The sequence below is a fragment of the Pedomonas mirosovicensis genome (assembly GCF_022569295.1).
Classification (GTDB): Bacteria; Pseudomonadota; Alphaproteobacteria; order Sphingomonadales; family Sphingomonadaceae; genus Pedomonas; species Pedomonas mirosovicensis.
Genome location: NZ_JAKFIA010000001.1, coordinates 1825700 through 1846129, shown reverse-complemented (window position 1 = coordinate 1846129; position 20430 = coordinate 1825700). Strand labels below are relative to the sequence as shown.

At 63.7% G+C, this 20430-nt stretch carries 18 protein-coding genes and 2 pseudogenes; all 20 read left to right on the top strand.

Annotation, left to right across the window (positions count from 1 at the left end):
* Positions 1–32: 32 nt before the first annotated feature.
* The 20 genes and pseudogenes from efp (at position 33) to L0C21_RS08690 (ending at position 20088) form a co-directional block, all read left to right on the top strand.
* On the top strand, positions 33–596 hold the full coding sequence (gene efp, locus L0C21_RS08785; protein WP_259277994.1) for an elongation factor P: 564 nt from the start codon (positions 33–35) through the stop codon (positions 594–596).
* A 152-nt stretch (positions 597–748) separates the two neighbouring features.
* On the top strand, positions 749–1561 hold the full coding sequence (locus tag L0C21_RS08780; protein WP_259277993.1) for an inositol monophosphatase family protein: 813 nt from the start codon (positions 749–751) through the stop codon (positions 1559–1561).
* A 423-nt stretch (positions 1562–1984) separates the two neighbouring features.
* On the top strand, positions 1985–2362 hold the full coding sequence (locus L0C21_RS08775; protein ID WP_259277992.1) for an NADH-quinone oxidoreductase subunit A: 378 nt from the start codon (positions 1985–1987) through the stop codon (positions 2360–2362).
* A 26-nt stretch (positions 2363–2388) separates the two neighbouring features.
* Positions 2389–2919 carry a NuoB/complex I 20 kDa subunit family protein gene (locus L0C21_RS08770; RefSeq protein ID WP_259278851.1) on the top strand — a complete coding sequence of 177 codons (531 nt, stop codon included), beginning with the start codon at positions 2389–2391 and terminating at the stop codon, positions 2917–2919.
* Positions 2916–3539: pseudogene (locus tag L0C21_RS08765) on the top strand (NADH-quinone oxidoreductase subunit C); the annotation flags it as partial. The gene L0C21_RS08770 and the pseudogene L0C21_RS08765, both read left to right, overlap by 4 nt.
* A gap of 22 nt (positions 3540–3561) precedes the next feature.
* Positions 3562–4740: an NADH-quinone oxidoreductase subunit D gene (locus tag L0C21_RS08760; RefSeq protein WP_259277991.1), complete on the top strand. Its 1179-nt coding sequence runs from the start codon at positions 3562–3564 to the stop codon at positions 4738–4740.
* Positions 4740–5369 carry an NADH-quinone oxidoreductase subunit NuoE gene (gene nuoE / locus L0C21_RS08755; RefSeq protein ID WP_259277990.1) on the top strand — a complete coding sequence of 210 codons (630 nt, stop codon included), beginning with the start codon at positions 4740–4742 and terminating at the stop codon, positions 5367–5369. Before L0C21_RS08760 ends, nuoE begins: the two co-directional genes overlap by 1 nt.
* A gap of 135 nt (positions 5370–5504) precedes the next feature.
* A complete protein-coding gene (nuoF, locus tag L0C21_RS08750) occupies positions 5505–6797 on the top strand; it encodes an NADH-quinone oxidoreductase subunit NuoF (protein WP_259277989.1) in 1293 nt (430 codons plus the stop codon).
* Between the two features lie 11 nt (positions 6798–6808).
* Positions 6809–8860, top strand: coding sequence for an NADH-quinone oxidoreductase subunit NuoG (gene nuoG / locus L0C21_RS08745; RefSeq protein WP_259277988.1), 2052 nt, complete (start codon positions 6809–6811; stop codon positions 8858–8860).
* Positions 8853–9902 (top strand): NADH-quinone oxidoreductase subunit NuoH, encoded by a 1050-nt coding sequence (gene nuoH / locus L0C21_RS08740; protein WP_259277987.1) that lies wholly within the window; start codon positions 8853–8855, stop codon positions 9900–9902. The genes nuoG and nuoH overlap by 8 nt, the downstream gene beginning before the upstream one ends.
* Positions 9903–9916: 14 nt before the next feature.
* Positions 9917–10402 carry an NADH-quinone oxidoreductase subunit NuoI gene (gene nuoI, locus L0C21_RS08735; RefSeq protein WP_259277986.1) on the top strand — a complete coding sequence of 162 codons (486 nt, stop codon included), beginning with the start codon at positions 9917–9919 and terminating at the stop codon, positions 10400–10402.
* Positions 10403–10524: 122 nt separating this feature from the next.
* Entirely contained in the window at positions 10525–11133 is a 609-nt protein-coding gene (locus L0C21_RS08730) for an NADH-quinone oxidoreductase subunit J (protein ID WP_259277985.1), read from the top strand.
* A 14-nt stretch (positions 11134–11147) separates the two neighbouring features.
* A complete protein-coding gene (gene nuoK / locus L0C21_RS08725) occupies positions 11148–11453 on the top strand; it encodes an NADH-quinone oxidoreductase subunit NuoK (protein WP_259277984.1) in 306 nt (101 codons plus the stop codon).
* Positions 11454–11467: 14 nt separating this feature from the next.
* Complete coding sequence (gene nuoL / locus L0C21_RS08720; protein ID WP_259277983.1) at positions 11468–13525, top strand: NADH-quinone oxidoreductase subunit L; 2058 nt, start codon at positions 11468–11470, stop codon at positions 13523–13525.
* A 6-nt stretch (positions 13526–13531) separates the two neighbouring features.
* Positions 13532–15127 (top strand): NADH-quinone oxidoreductase subunit M, encoded by a 1596-nt coding sequence (locus L0C21_RS08715; protein WP_259277982.1) that lies wholly within the window; start codon positions 13532–13534, stop codon positions 15125–15127.
* A gap of 7 nt (positions 15128–15134) precedes the next feature.
* Complete coding sequence (gene nuoN / locus L0C21_RS08710) at positions 15135–16586, top strand: NADH-quinone oxidoreductase subunit NuoN (RefSeq protein ID WP_259277981.1); 1452 nt, start codon at positions 15135–15137, stop codon at positions 16584–16586.
* Positions 16579–17304, top strand: a complete 726-nt coding sequence (locus L0C21_RS08705; RefSeq protein ID WP_259277980.1) for a biotin--[acetyl-CoA-carboxylase] ligase — start codon at positions 16579–16581, stop codon at positions 17302–17304. Before nuoN ends, L0C21_RS08705 begins: the two co-directional genes overlap by 8 nt.
* Before the next feature lie 5 nt (positions 17305–17309).
* Positions 17310–18091: pseudogene (locus L0C21_RS08700) on the top strand (type III pantothenate kinase).
* Positions 18092–18093: 2 nt separating this feature from the next.
* Positions 18094–19740, top strand: a complete 1647-nt coding sequence (locus L0C21_RS08695) for a ribonuclease J (RefSeq protein ID WP_259277979.1) — start codon at positions 18094–18096, stop codon at positions 19738–19740.
* Positions 19741–19785: 45 nt separating this feature from the next.
* Complete coding sequence (locus L0C21_RS08690) at positions 19786–20088, top strand: DUF1467 family protein (RefSeq protein ID WP_259277978.1); 303 nt, start codon at positions 19786–19788, stop codon at positions 20086–20088.
* The last annotated feature ends 342 nt before the right edge of the window (positions 20089–20430 follow it).

Here is a 20430-nt window from a genome sequence, read left to right as displayed (position 1 = left end):
ACTTTCGGCAGCTTTAAGCTAGGGTTAATTCCATGAAGATCAGCGGCGTTGACATCCGCCCCGGCAACATCATCGAATTCGAGGGCTCGCACTGGCGCGCCGTCAAGATTCAGCACACCCAGCCCGGCAAGGGCGGCGCCTACATGCAGGTGGAGCTGAAGAACGTCTATGACGGCCGCAAGAGCAACAACCGCTTCCGCTCGTCGGAGACGGTGGAGCGCGTGCGCCTCGACCCGAAGGACTACCAGTTCCTGTTCCGTGACGGCGATCAGCTGACCTTCATGGACACCGAGACCTTCGAGCAGGTGGTCATTCCCGCCAGCCTGATGGACGAGGAAATCGACTTCCTGGCCGATGGTATGCAGGTGGTGATCGAGTCCATCGAGGAGCGCCCGGTCTCCATCAAGCTGCCGGAGCAGGTGACGCTGACGGTGGCGGAAGCCGATCCGGTGGTGAAGGGCCAGACCGCTGCCTCTTCCTACAAGCCTGCCAAGCTGGAGAATGGCGCGCGCGTGATGGTGCCGCCGTTCATCGAGACGGGCGAGAAGATCGTCGTCAACGTCTACGAGCGCGAGTACGTCCGCCGCGCGGACTAATTCCCGCGCGACAGGGCCAGAACCCAAGGGCCGGACGTGATCCGGCCCGATGAGTGGAAATGGTGTACGGCCCTCTCCCTTGAGCCGCGCCGCGCCGGATGTATCTGGTGCGGGGGACACGGGGAGGGGGCTTTTGGTTTTGAGGATTTGGAATGCCGATACGATCTGCCCTGATTACCGTCATCGAGCGCGCCGTCCGCAAGGCGGGCAGCAGCCTGCGGCGCGACTTCGGCGAGGTGGAGCAGCTTCAGGTCAGCCGCAAGGGCCCGGCCGATTTCGTGAGCGCGGCCGATCAGAAGGCTGAGCGCATTCTGAAGGAAGAGCTGAAGCGCGCCCGGCCGGACTTCGGCTTTCTGATGGAAGAATCCGGCGAAGAGGCGGGCAGCACGCCCGATATGCCGCGCTGGATCGTCGATCCGCTTGATGGCACCACCAATTTCCTCCACGGCATTCCGCACTACGGCATCTCGGTGGCGCTGGAAGAACATGGCGAGATCATTGCGGGCGTGGTTTACAACCCGCTGACCGATGAGACCTTCTGGGCCGAGAAGGGCAAGGGCGCGTGGCTGGGCGAGCGCCGCCTGCGCGTTTCGGGCCGCCAGGACATGCGTCAGGCCGTTGTGGCGACGGGCATCCCGTACCATGGCCATGGCGACCATGAGCGCTTCAGCGCCATTCTCAGTGCCGTGATGCAGGAAGTGGCGGGCGTGCGCCGGTTCGGCGCGGCGAGCCTCGATCTTGCCTATGTGGCGGCCGGCCGGTTCGATGCCTTCTGGGAGGACAGCCTCCAGCCGTGGGATATTGCGGCGGGCATCCTGCTGATCCGCGAGGCGGGTGGTTTCGTCTCCGACTTCCGTGGTGGCGAGCAGATGCTGAAAACCGGTGAGGTTGTGGCGGGCAACGCCCATCTGCAATCGCGCCTGCACAAGCTGGTGGCGCAGGGCATCAAGGCACAGCGCGGCTGATCCGGCTTGGCCGACGAGCGTTAAAGGGGCCGGTTTCCGGCCCCTTTTGCGTTTCAGGGGCGTTTATGCCTGCGGCGAGCGACAAGCGCCTGTAACGCTGTTCTGCGGGCATTTGGGGCGGTACGTTTCGCAGCCGATGCGGTGGTTCAGCCCCGATGGTGCGAGCCGTGTTTTAATGGCGTCGGTTGGCGGGTTCTATCACGGGGCAGCGTATTGCAATGGATTGCGCGACTCCCGATCTAGGCTGTGCCTGGGAACCCTCCCGATCAACCGCCAAATGTACCAAAGTTCAGCAGTTAAGAATTACTTGCAACCGTTTTGGCCTCTGAAATAGGGCCGAGCTGAACCTTTTTGGCCGCGCCCCCTTGCGCGAACGGCGATGGGTGCTAAAGGGTGCCGCCAAGAGCGGAGGTAACGAGTCTCATGCCTGAGGTCGCGCAGTCATATTTGCCGATCCTGATCTTTCTCGGGATCGCCATTGTTTTTTCCGGCATTTTCGTCGCATTGCCCGTCGTCGTCAGTTCGCTCGGCGGCATGCAGAAGCCGGACCCGGAAAAGCTGGCCGCCTACGAGTGCGGTTTCGAGGCGTTCGATGACGCCCGTCGTAAGTTCGACGTGCGGTTCTATCTGGTCTCGATCCTGTTCATCATCTTCGATCTGGAGGTGGCCTTCCTGTTTCCGTGGGCGGTGAGCCTCGGCAAGATCGGGGTGTTCGGTTTCTGGTCGATGGTCTGCTTCCTGGGCGTTCTGACCATCGGCTTCATCTACGAGTGGAAGAAGGGGGCGTTGGAATGGGAGTAATTCAGCCCATGGCAGGCGCTACCGCTATGCAGTCCTCGGCAACGGCCCTGACGCCGACGACGAACGATCAGTTCTTTAACGACCTGAACAAGGAACTGACCGACAAGGGTTTCCTCGTGACCAAGGCAGAGGATCTCATCGCCTGGGCACGCACCGGTTCGCTGTGGTGGATGACGTTCGGCCTTGCCTGCTGCGCGGTCGAGATGATGCACACCAACATGCCGCGTTACGATCTGGAGCGCTTCGGCGTCGCCCCGCGCGCGTCGCCGCGTCAGTCCGACGTGATGATCGTCGCCGGCACGCTGACCAACAAGATGGCCCCGGCGCTGCGTCGCGTTTACGACCAGATGTCCGAGCCGCGCTACGTGATCTCGATGGGGTCGTGCGCGAACGGCGGCGGTTACTACCACTACAGCTATTCGGTGGTGCGCGGCTGCGACCGCATCGTGCCCGTGGACATCTACGTTCCCGGCTGCCCGCCGACGGCGGAAGCGCTGCTTTACGGCGTTCTGCTGCTTCAGAAGAAAATCCGGCGGGAAGGGACGATTGAACGATGATCGCTTTGACTTCCTGGGTTCCGAGCGAGGACAAGCTGGCAGCGCTGGCATCGGCCTGCGCGGAAAAGCTGGGCGGCAGCCTGCTCGAGACGGTAACGGCCGCAGGCGAAGTCACGCTCGTCGTGAAGCGCGAGGCTATCCTCGATGTGCTCCAGACGCTGCGCGACGATCCGGCGCTGATGTTCAAGTCGCTGATGGATGTGTGCGGGGCCGATTACCCCGACCGGCCGGAGCGGTTCGACGTGGTCTATCACCTGCTGTCCTACAAGCATAACCTGCGCGTGCGGGTGAAGGTGACGGCGGACGAGGCGACCCCGGTTGCTTCCGCCACCAGCCTGTTTCCCTCGGCCAACTGGTTCGAGCGCGAGGTGTGGGACATGTACGGCGTTCTCTTCGAGGGACACCCGGACCTGCGCCGCATCCTCACCGACTACGGCTTCCAGGGCTTCCCGCTGCGGAAGGACTTCCCGCTCACCGGTTATGTGGAAGTGCGCTACTCGGAAGAGCACAAGCGCGTGGTCTACGAACCGGTCGACCTGCGTCAGGACTTCCGCAACTTCGACTTCCTGAGCCCTTGGGAAGGCGCACAGTACATTCTGCCCGGCGACGAAAAGGCCGCCGAAAAGAAGCAGGGCTGAGCCGATGTCCGAAATTGATATTCAGAACTACACCATCAACTTCGGCCCCCAGCATCCGGCGGCCCACGGCGTGCTGCGCCTGGTCATGGAGCTGGACGGCGAGGTGATCGAGCGCGTGGACCCGCACGTCGGCCTCCTGCATCGCGGCACCGAAAAGCTTTCCGAGTACAAGACCTACCTGCAGGCGCTGCCCTACATGGACCGGCTCGACTACGTGTCGCCCATGTGCCAGGAGCACGCCTATGTGCTCGGCATCGAGAAGCTGCTTGGCCTCGACGTGCCGCTGCGCGCCCAGTACCTGCGCGTGATGTGGTCGGAAATTACCCGCATCAAGAACCACCTGATGAACGTCTGCACCCACGCCATGGACGTGGGCGCGCTGACGCCGATCCTGTGGGGCTTCGAGGAGCGCGAGAAGCTCATGGTGTTCTATGAGCGCGTCTCGGGCGCCCGCATGCACGCGGCCTATTTCCGCCCCGGCGGCGTCCACCAGGACATGACGCCGGAGCTGGCCAAGGACATCTGGGACTGGACGGAAACCTTCCCGAAGGTTCTCGCCGACCTTGAGACCCTGCTGCTCGACAACCGCATCTTCAAGCAGCGCAACGTCGACATCGGCGTGATCTCGGCGGAAGACGCCATGGCATGGGGCTTCTCGGGCCCGATGCTGCGCGGCTCGGGCGTCGCCTGGGACCTCCGCAAGGCTCAGCCGTACGACGTTTACGACCGCATGGACTTCGACGTCGTGGTCGGCAAGAACGGCGACTGCTATGATCGTTACGTGCTCCGCTTCGAAGAGATGAAGCAGAGCCTCAAGATCATCCGTCAGTGCCTCAACGAGATGCCGGCAGGTCCGGTGCTCTCGATGGACCGCAAGGTCACGCCGCCGCGCCGTGGCGAGATGAAGCGCTCGATGGAAGCGCTCATCCACCACTTCAAGCTCTACACCGAAGGCTTCCACGTTCCGGCGGGCGAAGTCTATGCGGCGGTCGAAGCGCCCAAGGGCGAGTTCGGCATCTATCTGGTGTCCGACGGCACCAACAAGCCGTACCGCTGCCATATCCGCGCTTCGGGCTTCGCGCACCTGTCCGCCATGGACTTCCTGTGCAAGGGCCACATGCTGGCGGACGCCCCGGCGGTGCTGGGCTCTCTCGATATCGTGTTTGGTGAGGTGGACCGCTGATGGCCGACGCAGCACCCGTGAAGGTCGATCCCAACTTCGGCCGTGATTTCAAGTGGACTTCCGAGAACGAGGCGTTCGCCAAGACGGTGATCGCCCGCTATCCGGCCGGGCGTCAGCAGTCGGCAGTGATGCGTCTGCTCGACCTGGCCCAGCGCCAGGTGGCCCAGCAATACGGCGGCGGCGCCTGGCTGCCGGTGCCGGTGATCGAGTACGTCGCCAACTACCTCGATATGCCGTACATCCGGGTCTACGAGGTGGCGTCGTTCTACACGATGTACAACCTGAACCCGGTCGGCAAGCACCACGTCCAGGTGTGCGGCACCACGCCGTGCTGGCTGCGCGGTTCGGACGACGTGTTCCGCGCCTGCAAGGACATGGGGTTGGAGAAGGGCAAGGTCACGAACGACGGCCTGTTCACCCTGACCGAGGTCGAGTGCCTGGGCGCGTGCGTGAATGCGCCGATGATGCAGATCAACGATCACTTCTACGAAGATCTGACCTACGACAGCACCAAGGCCATTCTGGAGGCTCTGGCGCGTGGCGAGGAGCCGAAGCCGGGGCCGCAGGTGGACCGGCAGTTCTCGGCTCCCGTCGGTGGCCCGACGACGCTGAAGGACAAGGTGGCGTGAGCGGCCGCGCGCCCCATTCTTATGGGGTGCGCGGGCGGACTGCCTCGGATGCAGGCTTGCCGGTGGCTGGCCCTGCGGCCCCTGAGGGGACGCAAGACGGGCGCCGGTTGAGGAACCAAAGGTAAGTGGCGGAACATGCTGCAGGATAAAGACCGCATCTTCACCAACCTCTACGGCTATGAGGGCTGGGATATCGACTCCGCGATGAAGCGCGGCGACTGGGATAACACCAAAGCTCTGCTTGAGCGTGGCCCGGACGCGATCATCCAGGAGATCAAGGATTCCGGCCTGCGCGGCCGTGGCGGCGCGGGCTTCCCGACCGGCCTCAAGTGGTCGTTCATGCCGAAGGAGAGCAAGGACGGCCGCCCGAGCTACCTCGTCATCAACGCGGACGAGTCCGAGCCCGGCACCTGCAAGGACCGTGAGATCATCCGCCACGATCCGCAGAAGCTGATCGAGGGCGCGCTGGTCGCCGGCTTCGCCATGCGGGCCCGCGCGGCTTACATCTACATCCGCGGCGAGTTCATCCAGGAAGCCAACCGGCTGGATGCTGCCATCCAGCAGGCTTACGACAAGGGCTTCATCGGCAAGAACGCCTGCGGTTCGGGCTATGACTTCGACGTCTACCTGCACCGGGGCGCGGGCGCCTACATCTGCGGCGAAGAGACGGCGCTCATCGAGTCCATCGAGGGCAAGAAGGGCCAGCCGCGCCTGAAGCCGCCGTTCCCGGCGAATGTGGGCCTCTATGGCTGCCCGACCACGGTGAACAATGTGGAATCGATCGCAGTCACCCCGACGATCCTGCGGCGCGGGGCCAGCTGGTTCACCTCGTTCGGCCGCCCGAACAACCACGGCACCAAGCTGTTCTGCATCTCCGGCCACGTGAACAAGCCGTGCACCGTGGAAGAAAGCATGTCGATCACCTTCCGCGAGCTGATCGAGAAGCACTGCGGCGGTATTCGCGGCGGCTGGGACAATCTGCTGGCGGTCATTCCGGGCGGCTCCTCGGTTCCGGCGCTGCCGGCCGAGCAGATCATCGACACACCGATGGATTTCGACGCCCTGCGTGAGCTGCGCTCGGGTCTCGGCACGGCTGCCGTCATTGTGATGGACAAGTCGACCGACCTCATCAAGGCGATCAGCCGCATCAGCTACTTCTACAAGCACGAGAGCTGCGGCCAGTGCACGCCGTGCCGCGAGGGCACCGGCTGGATGTGGCGGGTGATGGAGCGCCTGGTGAAGGGCGATGCCGACCCGGCCGAGATCGACATGCTGTATGAAGTTTCGACCCAGGTCGAAGGCCACACCATCTGCGCCCTTGGCGACGCGGCGGCCTGGCCGGTCCAGGGTCTCATTCGCAACTTCCGGCCCATTATCGAAGAGCGCATCGCCAGCCGGCGCAAGGCCGCTCTGCAGGCGGCGGAGTAACGGAGTAAGCCATGCCCAAACTGACTGTTGACGGCATCGAAGTCGAGGTTCCGGCCGGCGCGACCGTGCTGCAGGCCTGCGAAGTCGCAGGCAAGGAAATCCCGCGCTTCTGCTACCACGAGCGCCTCTCGATCGCCGGTAACTGCCGCATGTGCCTGGTGGAGCAGGAAAAGGCTCCCAAGCCGATCGCGTCCTGCGCGATGCCGGCCGCCGACGGCATGGTGATCCACACCAACACGCCGAAGGTGAAGAAGGCGCGGGAAGGGGTGATGGAGTTCCTCCTCATCAACCACCCGCTGGATTGCCCAATCTGCGACCAGGGCGGCGAGTGCGATCTGCAGGATGAAGCCATGGCCTACGGCCGGGGCTTCAGCCGGTATGACGAGAACAAGCGCGCCGTGACCGAGAAGTACATGGGTCCGCTCATCAAGACGCAGATGACCCGGTGCATCCACTGCACCCGCTGCGTGCGCTTCGCCGAGGAAGTGGCAGGCGTGGAAGAAATTGGCGCGATCTATCGCGGCGAGAACATGCAGATCACCACCTATCTTGAAAAGGCGGTGACTTCCGAGCTTTCGGCCAACGTGATCGACCTCTGCCCGGTCGGCGCACTGACCTCCAAGCCCTATGCCTTCTCGGCCCGTCCGTGGGAGCTTTCGAAGAACGAGAGCATCGACGTGATGGATGCCGTCGGCTCTAACATCCGCGTCGACGCGCGCGCCAACGAAGTGATGCGCGTGCTGCCGCGCCTCAACGAAGAGGTCAATGAGGAGTGGATCTCCGACAAGACCCGCTACGCCGTTGACGGTCTGATCCGCCGCCGCCTCGATCGCCCGTGGGTGCGGGTGGACGGCAAGCTGCGCGAGGCCAGCTGGCAGGATGCCTTCCAGGCGATCAAGTCCGGCCTGTCGGGCCTTGAGGGCAACCAGATCGCGGGCCTGGCCGGTGATCTGGCCGAGGTGGAAGCCCTCGTTGCGCTGAAGGACCTGCTGAACAAGCTGGGCTCGACCACGCTCGAATGCCGCCTCGACGGCGCGATGATCGACCCGAGCGTGCGGTCCTCCTACCTGTTCAACAGCACCATTTCCGGTGCCGAGGTTGCCGACTTCATCCTGATGATCGGCACCAATCCGCGCATCGAGGCGCCGCTCATCAACACCCGTATCCGCAAGGCGGTTCGTAAGCAGGGGGCCAAGGCCTTCAACCTGGGTCCGGCGGCGGAACTGGGCTATCCGGTCGAGCAGCTGGGTGATGACCTGTCGATCCTGAAGGGCATCGCATCGGGCGCTCACCCGCTGGCGGAAAGCCTGAAGAACGCGCAGCGGCCGATGATCGTCGTTGGCATGGGCGCCCTGGCCCGCGCGGACGGCGCGGCGGTGCTGAGCGCTGCCCGCTCGATCGCCGACAAGTTCGGCCTGGTGAAGGACGGCTGGAACGGCTTCAACGTGCTGCATACGGCCGCCGGCCGCGTCGGCGCGCTCGACATCGGCTTCGTGACTGACGGTGGTCTGGAGGGTATCCGCTCGAAGGTCGCCGAAGGCGCGATCAAGGCAGTGTTCCTGGCCGGCGTCGATGAAATCGACACCAGCTTCCTGAAGGACACCTTCACCATCTACATCGGCACCCACGGCGACGAGGGCGTCCGCCATGCGGACGTGATCCTGCCGGGCGCGGCCTACACCGAGAAGTCCGGCACCTGGGTCAACACCGAGGGCCGGGTGCAGCGGGGCATTCGCGCCGTCTTCCCGCCGGGAGACGCCCGCGAGGACTGGACCATCCTGCGCGCCCTGTCGGACGTGCTGGGCCAGCGCCTGCCGTACGACAGCATCGTGCAGCTGCGCGAGCGCATGGCGGAAGTCGCGCCGCATCTGGGGCAGCTCGGCATCACGCCTGCGGCCTGGGGCGATTTCGGCGTGGCGGGCGGTATTTCCTCCGCGCCGGTTGCGCTGCCGATCACCAACTTCTATCAAACCAACCCGATCGCGCGGGCAAGCGACACCATGGCCGCCTGCGTGCGCGAAATTCTGGGCGAACAAACGCAGGCGACAGGCACCCATGGTTGAGTGGTTTCAGCAAACGTGGCTAGGCCCGGTAGGCGGTTATCTGGTCGCCTACGTTCTCTTGATTTTGGCGATTGTTCTGCCGCTGCTGCTGGCGGTGGCCATGTCGGTCTATGTTGACCGCAAGGTGTGGGCGGCAATGCAGCTGCGCCGCGGCCCGAACGTGGTGGGCCCGTTCGGCCTGCTGCAATCGTTTGCGGACGGCCTCAAGCTGTTCCTCAAGGAAACGATCGTCCCGTCGGGCGCCAACAAGGGCATCTTCATCATCGCGCCGATGCTCACCTTCACCTTGGCGCTGGTCGCCTGGGCGGTGATCCCGTTCTCGGCGGAGATGGTGCTGGCGGACATCAACGTCGGCGTGCTCTACCTGTTCGCCATTTCGTCCATGGGCGTTTACGGCATCATCATGTCGGGCTGGGCGTCCAACTCCAAGTATCCGTTCCTAGGCGGCCTGCGCTCGGCCGCGCAGATGGTGTCCTACGAAGTCTCCATCGGCTTTGTCATCGTCTGCGTGCTGCTGATGGTCGGCTCGCTCAACCTGAACGATATCGTGAAGTCCCAGCAGGGCGCGGTGCTCGGCATCTTCAACATGTATGTGCTGCACCCGCTGCTGTTCCCGATGGCGGTCATCTTCTTCATCTCGGCGCTGGCCGAGACGAACCGTCCGCCGTTCGACCTTCCGGAAGCCGAGGCCGAGCTGGTCGCGGGCTATCAGGTGGAATACTCGTCCATGGCCTTCGCCCTGTTCTTCCTGGGTGAATACGCCAACATCCTCCTGATGTGCGCCATGACCTCCGTGCTGTTCTTCGGTGGCTGGCTGCCGCCGGTGGATTGGGCGCCGCTCTATGCCGTGCCGGGCTTCATCTGGCTGTTCGCCAAGATTTGCTTCTTCTTCTTCGTGTATGCGTGGGTGAAGGCAACCGTGCCGAGGTACCGCTACGACCAGCTGATGCGTCTGGGCTGGAAGGTCTTCCTGCCGCTCAGCCTGTTCTGGGTCGTTGTGGTCAGCGGAACGCTGGTCCTCACCGACAGCCTGCCGAAGTGACGGGAGACTGACTGATGTCACTCGCATTTGCCGCCAAACAGCTCCTCCTCACGGAATTCGTGAAGGGCATGGCCTTGACCTTCAAGTACATGTTCAAGGAGAAGGCGACGATCAACTACCCCTTCGAGAAGGGGCCGCTCAGCCCTCGCTTCCGTGGTGAGCACGCCCTGCGCCGTTATCCCAACGGCGAAGAGCGCTGCATCGCCTGCAAGCTGTGCGAGGCGGTCTGCCCGGCGCAGGCCATCACCATCGAGGCCGAACCGCGTGCCGACGGCTCCCGCCGCACCACGCGCTACGACATCGACATGACCAAGTGCATCTACTGCGGCTTCTGCCAGGAAGCCTGCCCGGTGGACGCCATCGTCGAGGGTCCGAACTTCGAGTTCTCGACCGAAACCCGTGAAGAGCTGCTCTACAACAAGGACCGGCTGCTCGCGAACGGTGAACGGTGGGAGCGGGAGATCGCCCAAAACCTTGCTCTGGACGCACCCTACCGTTAACAGAGCGCTACGAATTTTCGCTGGTCCGCCCCCAGAGCCTGTCCCGGGGCGGACAGAACCGGAAACAGAGTCCGTGGTTCGGCAGGCTCATCACGGACCGAAGTAAAGGGGGCCTCAGGCTCGTGGCTCACGCGCTGGCCTTTTATCTGTTCTCAGCCATCGTGGTCGTATCCGGCCTGATGGTGATCACGGCCAAGAATCCGGTGCACTCCGTGCTCTGGCTCATCTTGGCATTCTTCAACGCGGCGGGGCTGTTCGTGCTCCTTGGCGCCGAGTTCCTGGCGATGATCCTGGTCATCGTCTACGTGGGCGCGGTGGCGGTGCTGTTCCTCTTCGTGGTCATGATGCTCGACATCAACTTCGAGGAACTGCGAAAGGGCTTCGCGGCCTATCTGCCCATCGGCTTGCTGGTGGCAGCCATTCTGCTGACCGAGCTGGTCCTTCTGGGCGGCGCCTGGTCGATGGCGCCGACCGCAACGGAAGCGCTGCGGGCTCCGTCCCCCGAAGGGGTGGCCAATACCCAGGCCCTGGGCGCGCTGATCTACACCGACTTCATCTACGTGTTCCAGGCTGCGGGTCTCATCCTGCTGGTCGCGATGATCGGTGCGATCCTGCTGACCCACCGGCAGCGGTCGGGCGTTCGCAAGCAGGACATCACCCGGCAGAACGCGCGCCGTCCCCAGGATGCCATCGCGTTGGTCAAGCGTCAGCCGGGCCAGGGCATCGAGTAGGCGAGGAACCCATAATGATCGGATTAGGCCACTACCTGATCGTCGCGGCGATACTCTTCGTCGTAGGCGTGCTGGGCATCTTCGTGAACCGCAAGAACGTCATCATCATTCTGATGTCGATCGAGCTCATCCTGCTCTCGGTCAACATCAACCTCGTCGCCTTCTCGAGCTTCCTCGGCGACATGGTGGGGCAGGTCTTCACCATGTTCGTTCTGACGGTGGCAGCGGGCGAGGCGGCCATCGGTCTTGCCATTCTCGTTGTCTATTTCCGCAACCGCGGCTCCATCGCGGTTGAAGATATCAACATGATGAAGGGCTGAGCCGGGGGTCCTCGATGTATCAGGCAATTGTATTTCTGCCGCTCCTGGCGGCCATTGTTGCCGGACTGTTCGGCCGCGTGATCGGTCTGCGCCCGTCGCAGATCGTCACCACCGGCGCAGTCGCGGTTTCCTGTGCCCTGTCCTGGGTTGCGTTCTTCGAGGTGGCGCTGGGCGGCAATGCGACCACCGTTACCGTGCTGCCGTGGGTTCACTCCGGCGCGCTCCAGTTCGACTGGGCGCTGCGGATCGACACCCTGACGGCGGTCATGCTCGTGGTCGTCACCAGCGTTTCGGCCCTCGTGCACCTCTATTCCTGGGGCTACATGTCCGAGGACCCACACCAGCCACGGTTCTTCGCGTACCTGTCGCTGTTCACCTTCGCGATGCTCATGCTCGTGACGGCGGACAACCTGGTGCAGATGTTCTTCGGTTGGGAAGGCGTGGGCCTGGCCTCGTACCTCCTCATCGGTTTCTGGTATCAGAAGCCGTCGGCCAATGCGGCGGCGATGAAGGCGTTCGTGGTCAACCGCGTCGGTGACTTCGGCTTCATGCTCGGCATGTTCGCCACCTTCATGGTGTTCGACGCGGTCGGCTTCGATGCCATCTTCGGCGCAGCGCCCTCGATGGCGGGCAAGACCTTCTCCTTCCTCGGCTATAACGTCGATGTGATGACCACCATCTGCCTGCTGCTCTTCGTGGGTGCGATGGGCAAGTCGGCGCAGCTGGGCCTGCACACCTGGCTGCCGGACGCGATGGAAGGCCCGACCCCGGTGTCGGCGCTCATCCACGCCGCGACCATGGTGACCGCGGGCGTGTTCATGGTGGCGCGCTGCTCGCCGCTGTTCGAACAGGCGCCGGTCGCCCTGGAGGTGGTCACGGTCGTCGGTGCGGCAACCGCGCTGTTCGCCGCCACCATCGGCACCACCCAGAACGACATCAAGCGCGTAATCGCCTACTCGACCTGCTCGCAGCTGGGCTACATGTTCTTCGCACTGGGCGTCGGCGCCTATGGCGCGGCCATGTTCCACCTGTTCACGCACGCCTTCTTCAAGGCGCTGCTGTTCCTGGGCGCGGGCTCGGTCATCCACTCGATGCACCACGAGCAGGATATGCGGTATTACGGTGGCCTCTACAAAGCCATTCCGTTCACCTACGCCATGATGGTCATCGGCACGCTGGCGCTGACGGGCTTCCCGTACACGGCGGGCTACTTCTCGAAGGACGCCATCATCGAGGCGGCCTATGCCTCCGGCTCCACGGTCGGCATGTTCGCCTTCGTCTGCGGCGTGTTCGCGGCGTTCCTCACCAGCTTCTACTCCTGGCGGCTGGCGTTCCTCACCTTCCATGGCAAGCCGCGCTGGGCGGGTTCGGAGCACATCCAGCACGCCATGCACGGTGACCATGGCCATGGCGAGGAAACCGACCACCCGGTCGAGGGTGAGGAAGGCGCAGGCCACGGCGAGGATGCGCGGCATGTCGAGGGTACGGCGGGCTACCACCCGCACGAGAGCCCGCTCGTCATGCTCGTTCCGCTGGCGGTGCTGGCGGTGGGCGCGGTGGCCGCAGGCTTCGTGTTCCGCGACTTCTTCATCGGTCACGGCTACGAGCACTTCTGGAACGGCGCGCTGACGGTCGTCGGCGAGAACGTCCTCCATCAGATGCACGAGCCGGGCGTGCTGCCCGCGTGGGTGCCCTGGTCGCCATCCGTGGCCATGCTGCTGGGCTTCCTGCTGGCGCTCAACAGCTACGTCATCAACACCCACATTCCGGCGGCGTTCGCCCGCACGTTCAAGGGGCTGTACATCTTCCTGTACCGGAAGTGGTTCTTCGATGAGCTGTACAACCTGGTGTTCGTGCGTCCGGCGCAGTGGCTGGGCCGGGTGCTCTGGAAGAAGGGCGACGGGGCGATCATCGACGGCCTTGGTCCGGACGGCATCTCCGCCGCCGTGGCGACGGTCGCCGTCAAGTCCCGGCGTATCCAGACCGGTTATGTGTTCACCTATGCATTCGCCATGTTGATCGGCGTGGCAGCGGCAGTCTCTTGGTTCCTGCCCAAACTGTTTTCGGAGTGAGGGGGCATGGTCGGCTTTCCAATCCTATCGGCTATGATGCTGGTGCCGCTGGTCGGCGCTGCATGGATCCTGCTCGCTCCGGGCGGGGATGAGGCAGCGCGGGCGCGCAACGCCCGCCTGACGGCCCTCATCAGCACGCTGGTGGCTTTCGCGCTGGCGGTGGTGCTGTGGGTGAACTTCGACAGCACGTCGGCGGACTTCCAGTTCGTCGAGAACCACGCGATGTTCGGCAGCTACTTCGCCTACCATCTCGGCGTCGATGGCATCTCGATGCTGCTGGTCGTGCTCTCGGCCTTCCTGATGCCGCTGTGCATCCTGGCGAGCTGGGACGCGATCCAGAAGCGGGTGGTCGAGTACATGGCCGCCTTCCTGCTCATGGAAACGCTGATGTTCGGCGTGTTCATGAGCCTGGACATGTTCCTGTTCTACATCTTCTTCGAAGGCGGCCTCATCCCGATGTACCTCATCATCGGCGTGTGGGGCGGCAAGCGGCGTATCTACGCCAGCTTCAAGTTCTTCCTCTACACGCTGCTGGGCTCGCTCTTCATGCTGCTGGCCATGCTGTACATGGCAGGGCAGGCGGGGACGACCTCGATCCCGGCGCTGATGGACTACGGCTTCGATCCGAACATCCAGACCTGGCTGTGGCTGGCCTTCTTCGCTTCCTTCGCGGTGAAGATGCCGATGTGGCCGGTGCACACCTGGCTGCCGGACGCGCACGTGGAAGCGCCGACGGCGGGTTCGGTCATCCTGGCGGGCGTGCTTCTGAAGATGGGCGGCTACGGCTTCCTGCGCTTCTCCCTGCCCATGTTCCCGGAGGCGAGCCATGAGCTGGCCTGGCTGGTGTTCGCGCTCAGCGTCATTGCGGTTATCTACACCTCGCTCGTCGCGCTGGTGCAGGAGGACATGAAGAAGCTGATCGCCTACTCGTCGGTCGCCCACATGGGCTTCGTGACGGTCGGCCTGTTCGCCTTCAACCAGCAGGGCCTCGAGGGTTCGATCTTCCAGATGCTCTCGCACGGCATCGTCTCGGGCGCGCTGTTCCTCTGCGTCGGCGTCGTCTACGACCGGATGCACACCCGCGAGATCTCGGCCTACGGCGGCCTCGTAAACCGCATGCCCCTCTATGCCCTGGTGTTCCTGGTATTCACCATGGGCTCCATCGGCCTGCCGGGCACCAGCGGCTTCGTCGGCGAGTTCCTCATCATGACGGGCGCCTATCAGGCGAGCACGCTGGTGGCGTTCCTCACGGCGACGGGCGTCATCCTGGGCGCTGCTTACATGCTGCTGCTGTACCGCCGCGTCGTGTATGGCGAGCTGACCAAGGAAAGCCTGAAAAACATTCTGGACCTGAACGCCCGCGAGATTGTGACCTTCGCGCCGCTTCTGGCCGTGGTGTTCTGGATGGGCGTCTACCCCAACAGCTTCCTTGCGCCGCTTCATGCGCCGGTTGAGAAGCTGATGGCCCAAACGGCCCTTAAGACTGAAACTGCGGCCCCGGCGCTGCCGGCTGCCCCGAGCGCGGCTGCGGTCGCGCCGGAGGCCGCCCCGGCCGAGGTCGCACCGGAAGCAGCGCCTGCCGCTGCCGAGCCGACGGAGTAATAGACCCATGAGTCTTTCTGCCAGTCTGTCCCTTGCTCTGCCGGAGCTGCTGCTCGCGCTTGGCGCGATGGCCATGCTCATGGTGGGCGTGTTCACCGGGGATCGCAGCCTGAAGCTGCTCACGTGGAGCAGCGTGGGTCTGTTCATCGTTGCCATTGCCCTGGTGGTGAGCGGCCCGGCCGCGCGCACGGTGGGCTTCAACGGCCTGTTCGTGGTTGATGCCTACGGCTCGTTCCTGAAGGTTCTGGTGCTTATCGGCGCGGCGGCCTCCGTCGTGCTGGCGGTGCCGTACCTCGAGCGCAATGGCATCGCCAAGTTCGAGTATCCGGTGCTTATCGCCCTGGCCACGGTTGGCATGCTGATGATGCTGTCGGCCAACGACCTCCTGTCGCTGTACCTGGGCCTCGAGCTTCAGTCGCTCAGCCTCTACGTGATGGCGGCTTACCAGCGGAACAACGCGCGGTCGTCGGAATCGGGCCTCAAGTACTTCGTGCTCGGCTCGCTTGCCTCCGGCCTGCTGCTCTACGGCGTGTCGCTGGTCTATGGCTTTGCCGGCACCACCAACTTCGAGGCCCTGGCCATCACGCTGGAGGGCACCGCGGCAGGCTCCCTGCACATCGGCCTGCTGATCGGCCTGGTCTTCGTGATTGCGGGCCTGGCCTTCAAGGTTTCGGCCGTGCCGTTCCACATGTGGACGCCGGATGTGTACGAGGGCGCTCCGACCCCGGTGACGGCCTTCTTCGCCGCCGCGCCGAAGATCGCTGCCCTTGGCCTGTTCGTCCGCGTGATGCTGGAAGCCTTCCCGGCGCTGACCGACCAGTGGCAGCAGATCATTGTCGTCATTTCGATCGGTTCGATGATCCTTGGCGCGATTGCGGCCATCGTGCAGACCAACGTGAAGCGCCTGATGGCCTATTCGTCCATCGGTCATGTCGGCTACGCGCTCATCGGCCTCGCCGCCGGTACGCAGGAAGGCGTGCAGGGCGTTCTGGTGTATATGGCCATCTACCTGCTGATGACGGTTGGCGCGTTCCTGTGCGTGCTGTCGATGCAGCGCGGCGATGAGCAGGTCGAGGACATCTACGAACTGGCTGGCCTGTCCCAGACGCAGCCGCGCCTGGCGGCGTGCTTTGCCATCCTGATGTTCTCGCTCGCGGGCATTCCGCTGCTGGCGGGCTTCTTCGGCAAGCTCTACATTTTCCAGGCGGCCATCGATGCCGAGCTGTACACGCTTGCCATCTTCGGCATCCTCACCAGCGTGGTTGCGGCCTACTACTACCTGCGCGTGGTGAAGATCATCTACTTCGATGAGCCGAAGGCTCCGTTCACCCGCTACGGCAACGTGGCAACGGCTTCCATTCTGGGCGCCAGTGCCATCCTGTGCTCGCCGGTGAGCTTCCTCTACATCGCCCCGCTGCTGCAGGCCGCGGGCAACGCCGCCAAGTCGCTCATTGGCTGAGCTGCTTCATTACCCGGCGGTTGATTCCACCAATGACGAGGTGATCCGTCTGGCGCAGAAAGGTGCGCCAGACGGCACCTGGGTGGTGGCAGACGAACAGACGGCCGGGCGCGGACGCCGCCACCGGCCCTGGCAAAGCCCCAAGGGCAACCTGTTCTGCACTGGCCTCCTGCGCCTGACGACGGAGGAGGAGCCGGTCTCCCAGCTTTCCTTCCTGATCGCTCTGGCGCTCTACGATACGCTCGCTCAGTGGGTTGAGCCTGCCCGGCTAAAGCTCAAGTGGCCGAACGACGTGCTGCTGGACGGCAAGAAGATCTCCGGCATCCTCCTGGAGTCCGCCGGCAGCGGCCAGCCCGGCGACCGCTGGGTTGCGGCTGGTATCGGCGTCAATCTCGCGGTACATCCCGATAATACCGAGCGTCCGGCCATTTCGCTGGCGGCAGCCGGAATTGCGCCGCCGCTGCCGATGGCTGTGGCCGAACGGCTGGCAACGGCGATCGACCACTGGCGGGGAGAATGGCGACAAGGAGGCTTTGCCGCGCTGCGGAGCGCCTGGCTGGCCCGCGCCACCGGCCTTGGGAGCCGGATCGAGGTGCGTCTGCCCGAGACCACCCTGTTCGGAGTGTTCAGTGACCTAGCGGCGGACGGCGCTCTGTTGCTGCAACTTGACAGCGGAGCGGTTAAAACCATTCATTCCGGCGACGTGTTCGGGATCTAAAGGCCATGCTGCTCGCCATCGACGTTGGCAATACCAATACGGTTTTCGCGGTCATCGACCAGAACAAGGCCATTCTTCACCGCTGGCGCATCTCAACGCAGATGAACCGCACGGCGGATGAATACATGGTCTGGTTGAACCAGCTGTTCGCCATAGAGGGCTATGACCGCCAGGCCATCGAGGGGGCGATCATCTCGACCGTGGTGCCGCCAACCCTGTTCAACCTCCAGCTGCTGTGCCGCCGTTATTTCGGCCTGGAAGCAGTGGTGGTGAGCAAGGATCTGGATCTCGGCATCGCCATTGAATACCCCAACCCGCAGGAGGTGGGGGCGGACCGGCTGGTCAACGCCGTGGCTGCTCATGCGGAATTGGGCAACCACGACCTCATTGTGATTGACTTTGGCACCGCCACGACGTTCGATGTGGTGAGCGATACCGGCGCTTACCGGGGCGGTATCATTGCTCCGGGTATTAATCTTTCGGTCGAGGCGCTGGTGATGGCTTCGGCCAAGCTGCCAAAGATCGCAGTTCAACCCCGGAATCGGGGCGGGTGATCGGCCAGTCCACCGTGGAGGCCATGCAGTCCGGCATTTTCTGGGGCTACGTGGGCTTGATCGAGGGTTTGGTCGAGCGAATTAAAAAGGAAACCGGGCGGCCGATGCGCGTAATCGCAACGGGCGGCCTCGGCGTTTTATTCGAGCGGCATACAAGCGTGATCGAAGCGGTTGATATCGACCTGACGGTCAAGGGCCTGTCGCTCATTTATCAACGTAATTGCAGGACTTAGGCGTGAAACCAGGTGATGAACTGCTGTTCCTGCCCTTGGGCGGGTCCGGCGAGATTGGCATGAACGTCAATCTCTATGGCTGCCGGGGCAAATGGGTGATGGTCGATCTCGGCATGACCTTCGCGGACCAGAGCACCCCAGGGGTGGAACTGGTCCTGCCGGATCTGTCCTTCATCGAGGAGCGGCGGGAGGATCTGCTGGGCGTCGTGCTGACCCACGGCCATGAGGACCACATCGGCGCGGTGCCGTATCTGGCGGCCGAGTTGGGCGTACCGCTCTACGCCACGCCGTTCACCGCGGGGCTGCTGCGCCACAAGCTGGCCGAAGAGGGGCTGCTGGGCGAGGTGAAGGTGAAGACCATCCCCATGCAGGGCAGCTTCGAGCTGGGGCCGTTCAAGTTCCGCTACCTGCACCTGTGCCACTCCATCCCGGAGGGGAACGCCGTTCTCATCGACACGCCTTATGGCCGCGTGTTCCACACCGGCGACTGGAAGCTGGACGAGGAGCCGATCATCGGCGAGCCCTCCAGCCCGGAGCTGCTGACCTCCATCGGCGATGAGGGCGTGCTGGCGCTGGTGGGCGATTCCACCAACGTCTTCAACACCGAGGCGTCCGGGTCGGAAGGCGGCGTGCGGGATTCGCTCCTGCGCCTCTGCCAGGGGCGGCGGGGCCGGATCCTGGTGTCTACCTTTGCCTCGAACGTCGCCCGGCTCGATACGCTCGGCAAGGTCGCCAACGCGACCGGGCGCAACGTGGTGCTGGTGGGGCGCTCGCTCGACCGTATGGTGAAGAACGCCAAGGAAACCGGATACCTGAAGGACTTCCCCCAGCCGATCAGCCTGGAGATGGCCGAGCAGGCCAATCCCTCGACGCTGCTTATCATCGCCACCGGCTGCCAGGGCGAGCATCAGGCGGCGCTCTCCCGCATCGCCCGGCGCGAGCACAGCCATATCAAGCTGGCGGAAGGGGATCTGGTCATCTTCTCGTCCAAGAGCATCCCTGGCAATGAACTGTCCATCGGCATGGTGATGAACCAACTGGCGGAGCAGAACATCTCCATCATCACCGAGAAGACGGCGCATGTGCACGTCTCCGGCCACCCCGGCCAGCCGGAGCTGAAGAGCATGTATGGCTGGATTCGCCCCAAGGTCGCCGTGCCGGTGCATGGCGAGTTGCGCCACATGAAGGCCCATGCGGAACTTGCCGCCCGCTGCGGGGTGGAGCAGGCCGTGGTGCCGACCAACGGCGCGGTCATTCGCCTGGCGCCGGGCGACGCGAAGATCATCGGCCACGAGAAGGTGGGCCGCTGGGTGCTGGATGGCGACGTAATCGTACCAAACGACGGCATGACCATGGTTCAGCGCCGCCGCCTCTCGTACAACGGCTACCTGTCGGCCACGGTGGTGCTGGGCAAGGGCGGACGATTGGCCGCGGATCCGCATATTGTGGTGCAGGGTGTTCCTGTGGAAAATGAACTGGATGAGTTCATCGAGGACTGCTCGGACGCCGTGCGGGCGACCATCGACCAGGTGGGCACCAGCAATGAAGCGCGCCTGTCAGAGCAGATCCGCATTGCCATCCGTCGTCTGGCGCGGGACTACACCGCCAAGCGCCCGGTGGCGGAGGTTCATATCCTGCACGTCGGCTAAGGCGGTTGCCGAGGCCGGCGGCGGGGAGAAAGAGACTACTGCGCCATGAGTATCGTTTACGGGGTCGCCGTCTACTTCGTGATGTGGTGGATCGTGCTGTTCGCCATCCTGCCGTGGGGCGTAAGAACTGCCCAGGAGACCGGAGAACAGCCCATCCCCGGCCAGGCCACCAGCGCGCCGCAAAGCCCCATGCTGCGGCAGAAGGTGATGTGGACGACCATCGTGACGACGGTGCTGTTCCTGCTGTTCGCCGCCAACCACCATTTCGGCTGGCTGACGATCGACGACCTGGCCGCGCCGCTTCACGACTTCTCCGCCGAGATCCCGGTGGGAGACCCGATCAGCTAAGGCAGGCAGGCCGCGAATCTCCTGAAAGCCGGTGGGGGCGCCCGCCGGCTTTCGCGTATTCAAGTTATTGAAAAGACGGCGAATCGAGCCGGATATGCAAAAGGGTCCGGACCGGCGGTCCGAACCCTTTCGCGTCGTGACGAGACTTTAAATCTTGAGCCTTTTTAGGCTTTTATTTCCCCCTGAACCCTGGCCACCATGTGAACCAAAGTAGGGAAAGGCTAACCAAGGCTTTCCCGGTTGTCAGGTGGATAAAGCGCCCAACCGGGTTTGGCCGAGCAGGAAAGTGGACCCCTGTGACTTGGCTGCAACAAGTGCTTTTGGCCGTTCTGTTTTCGCAAC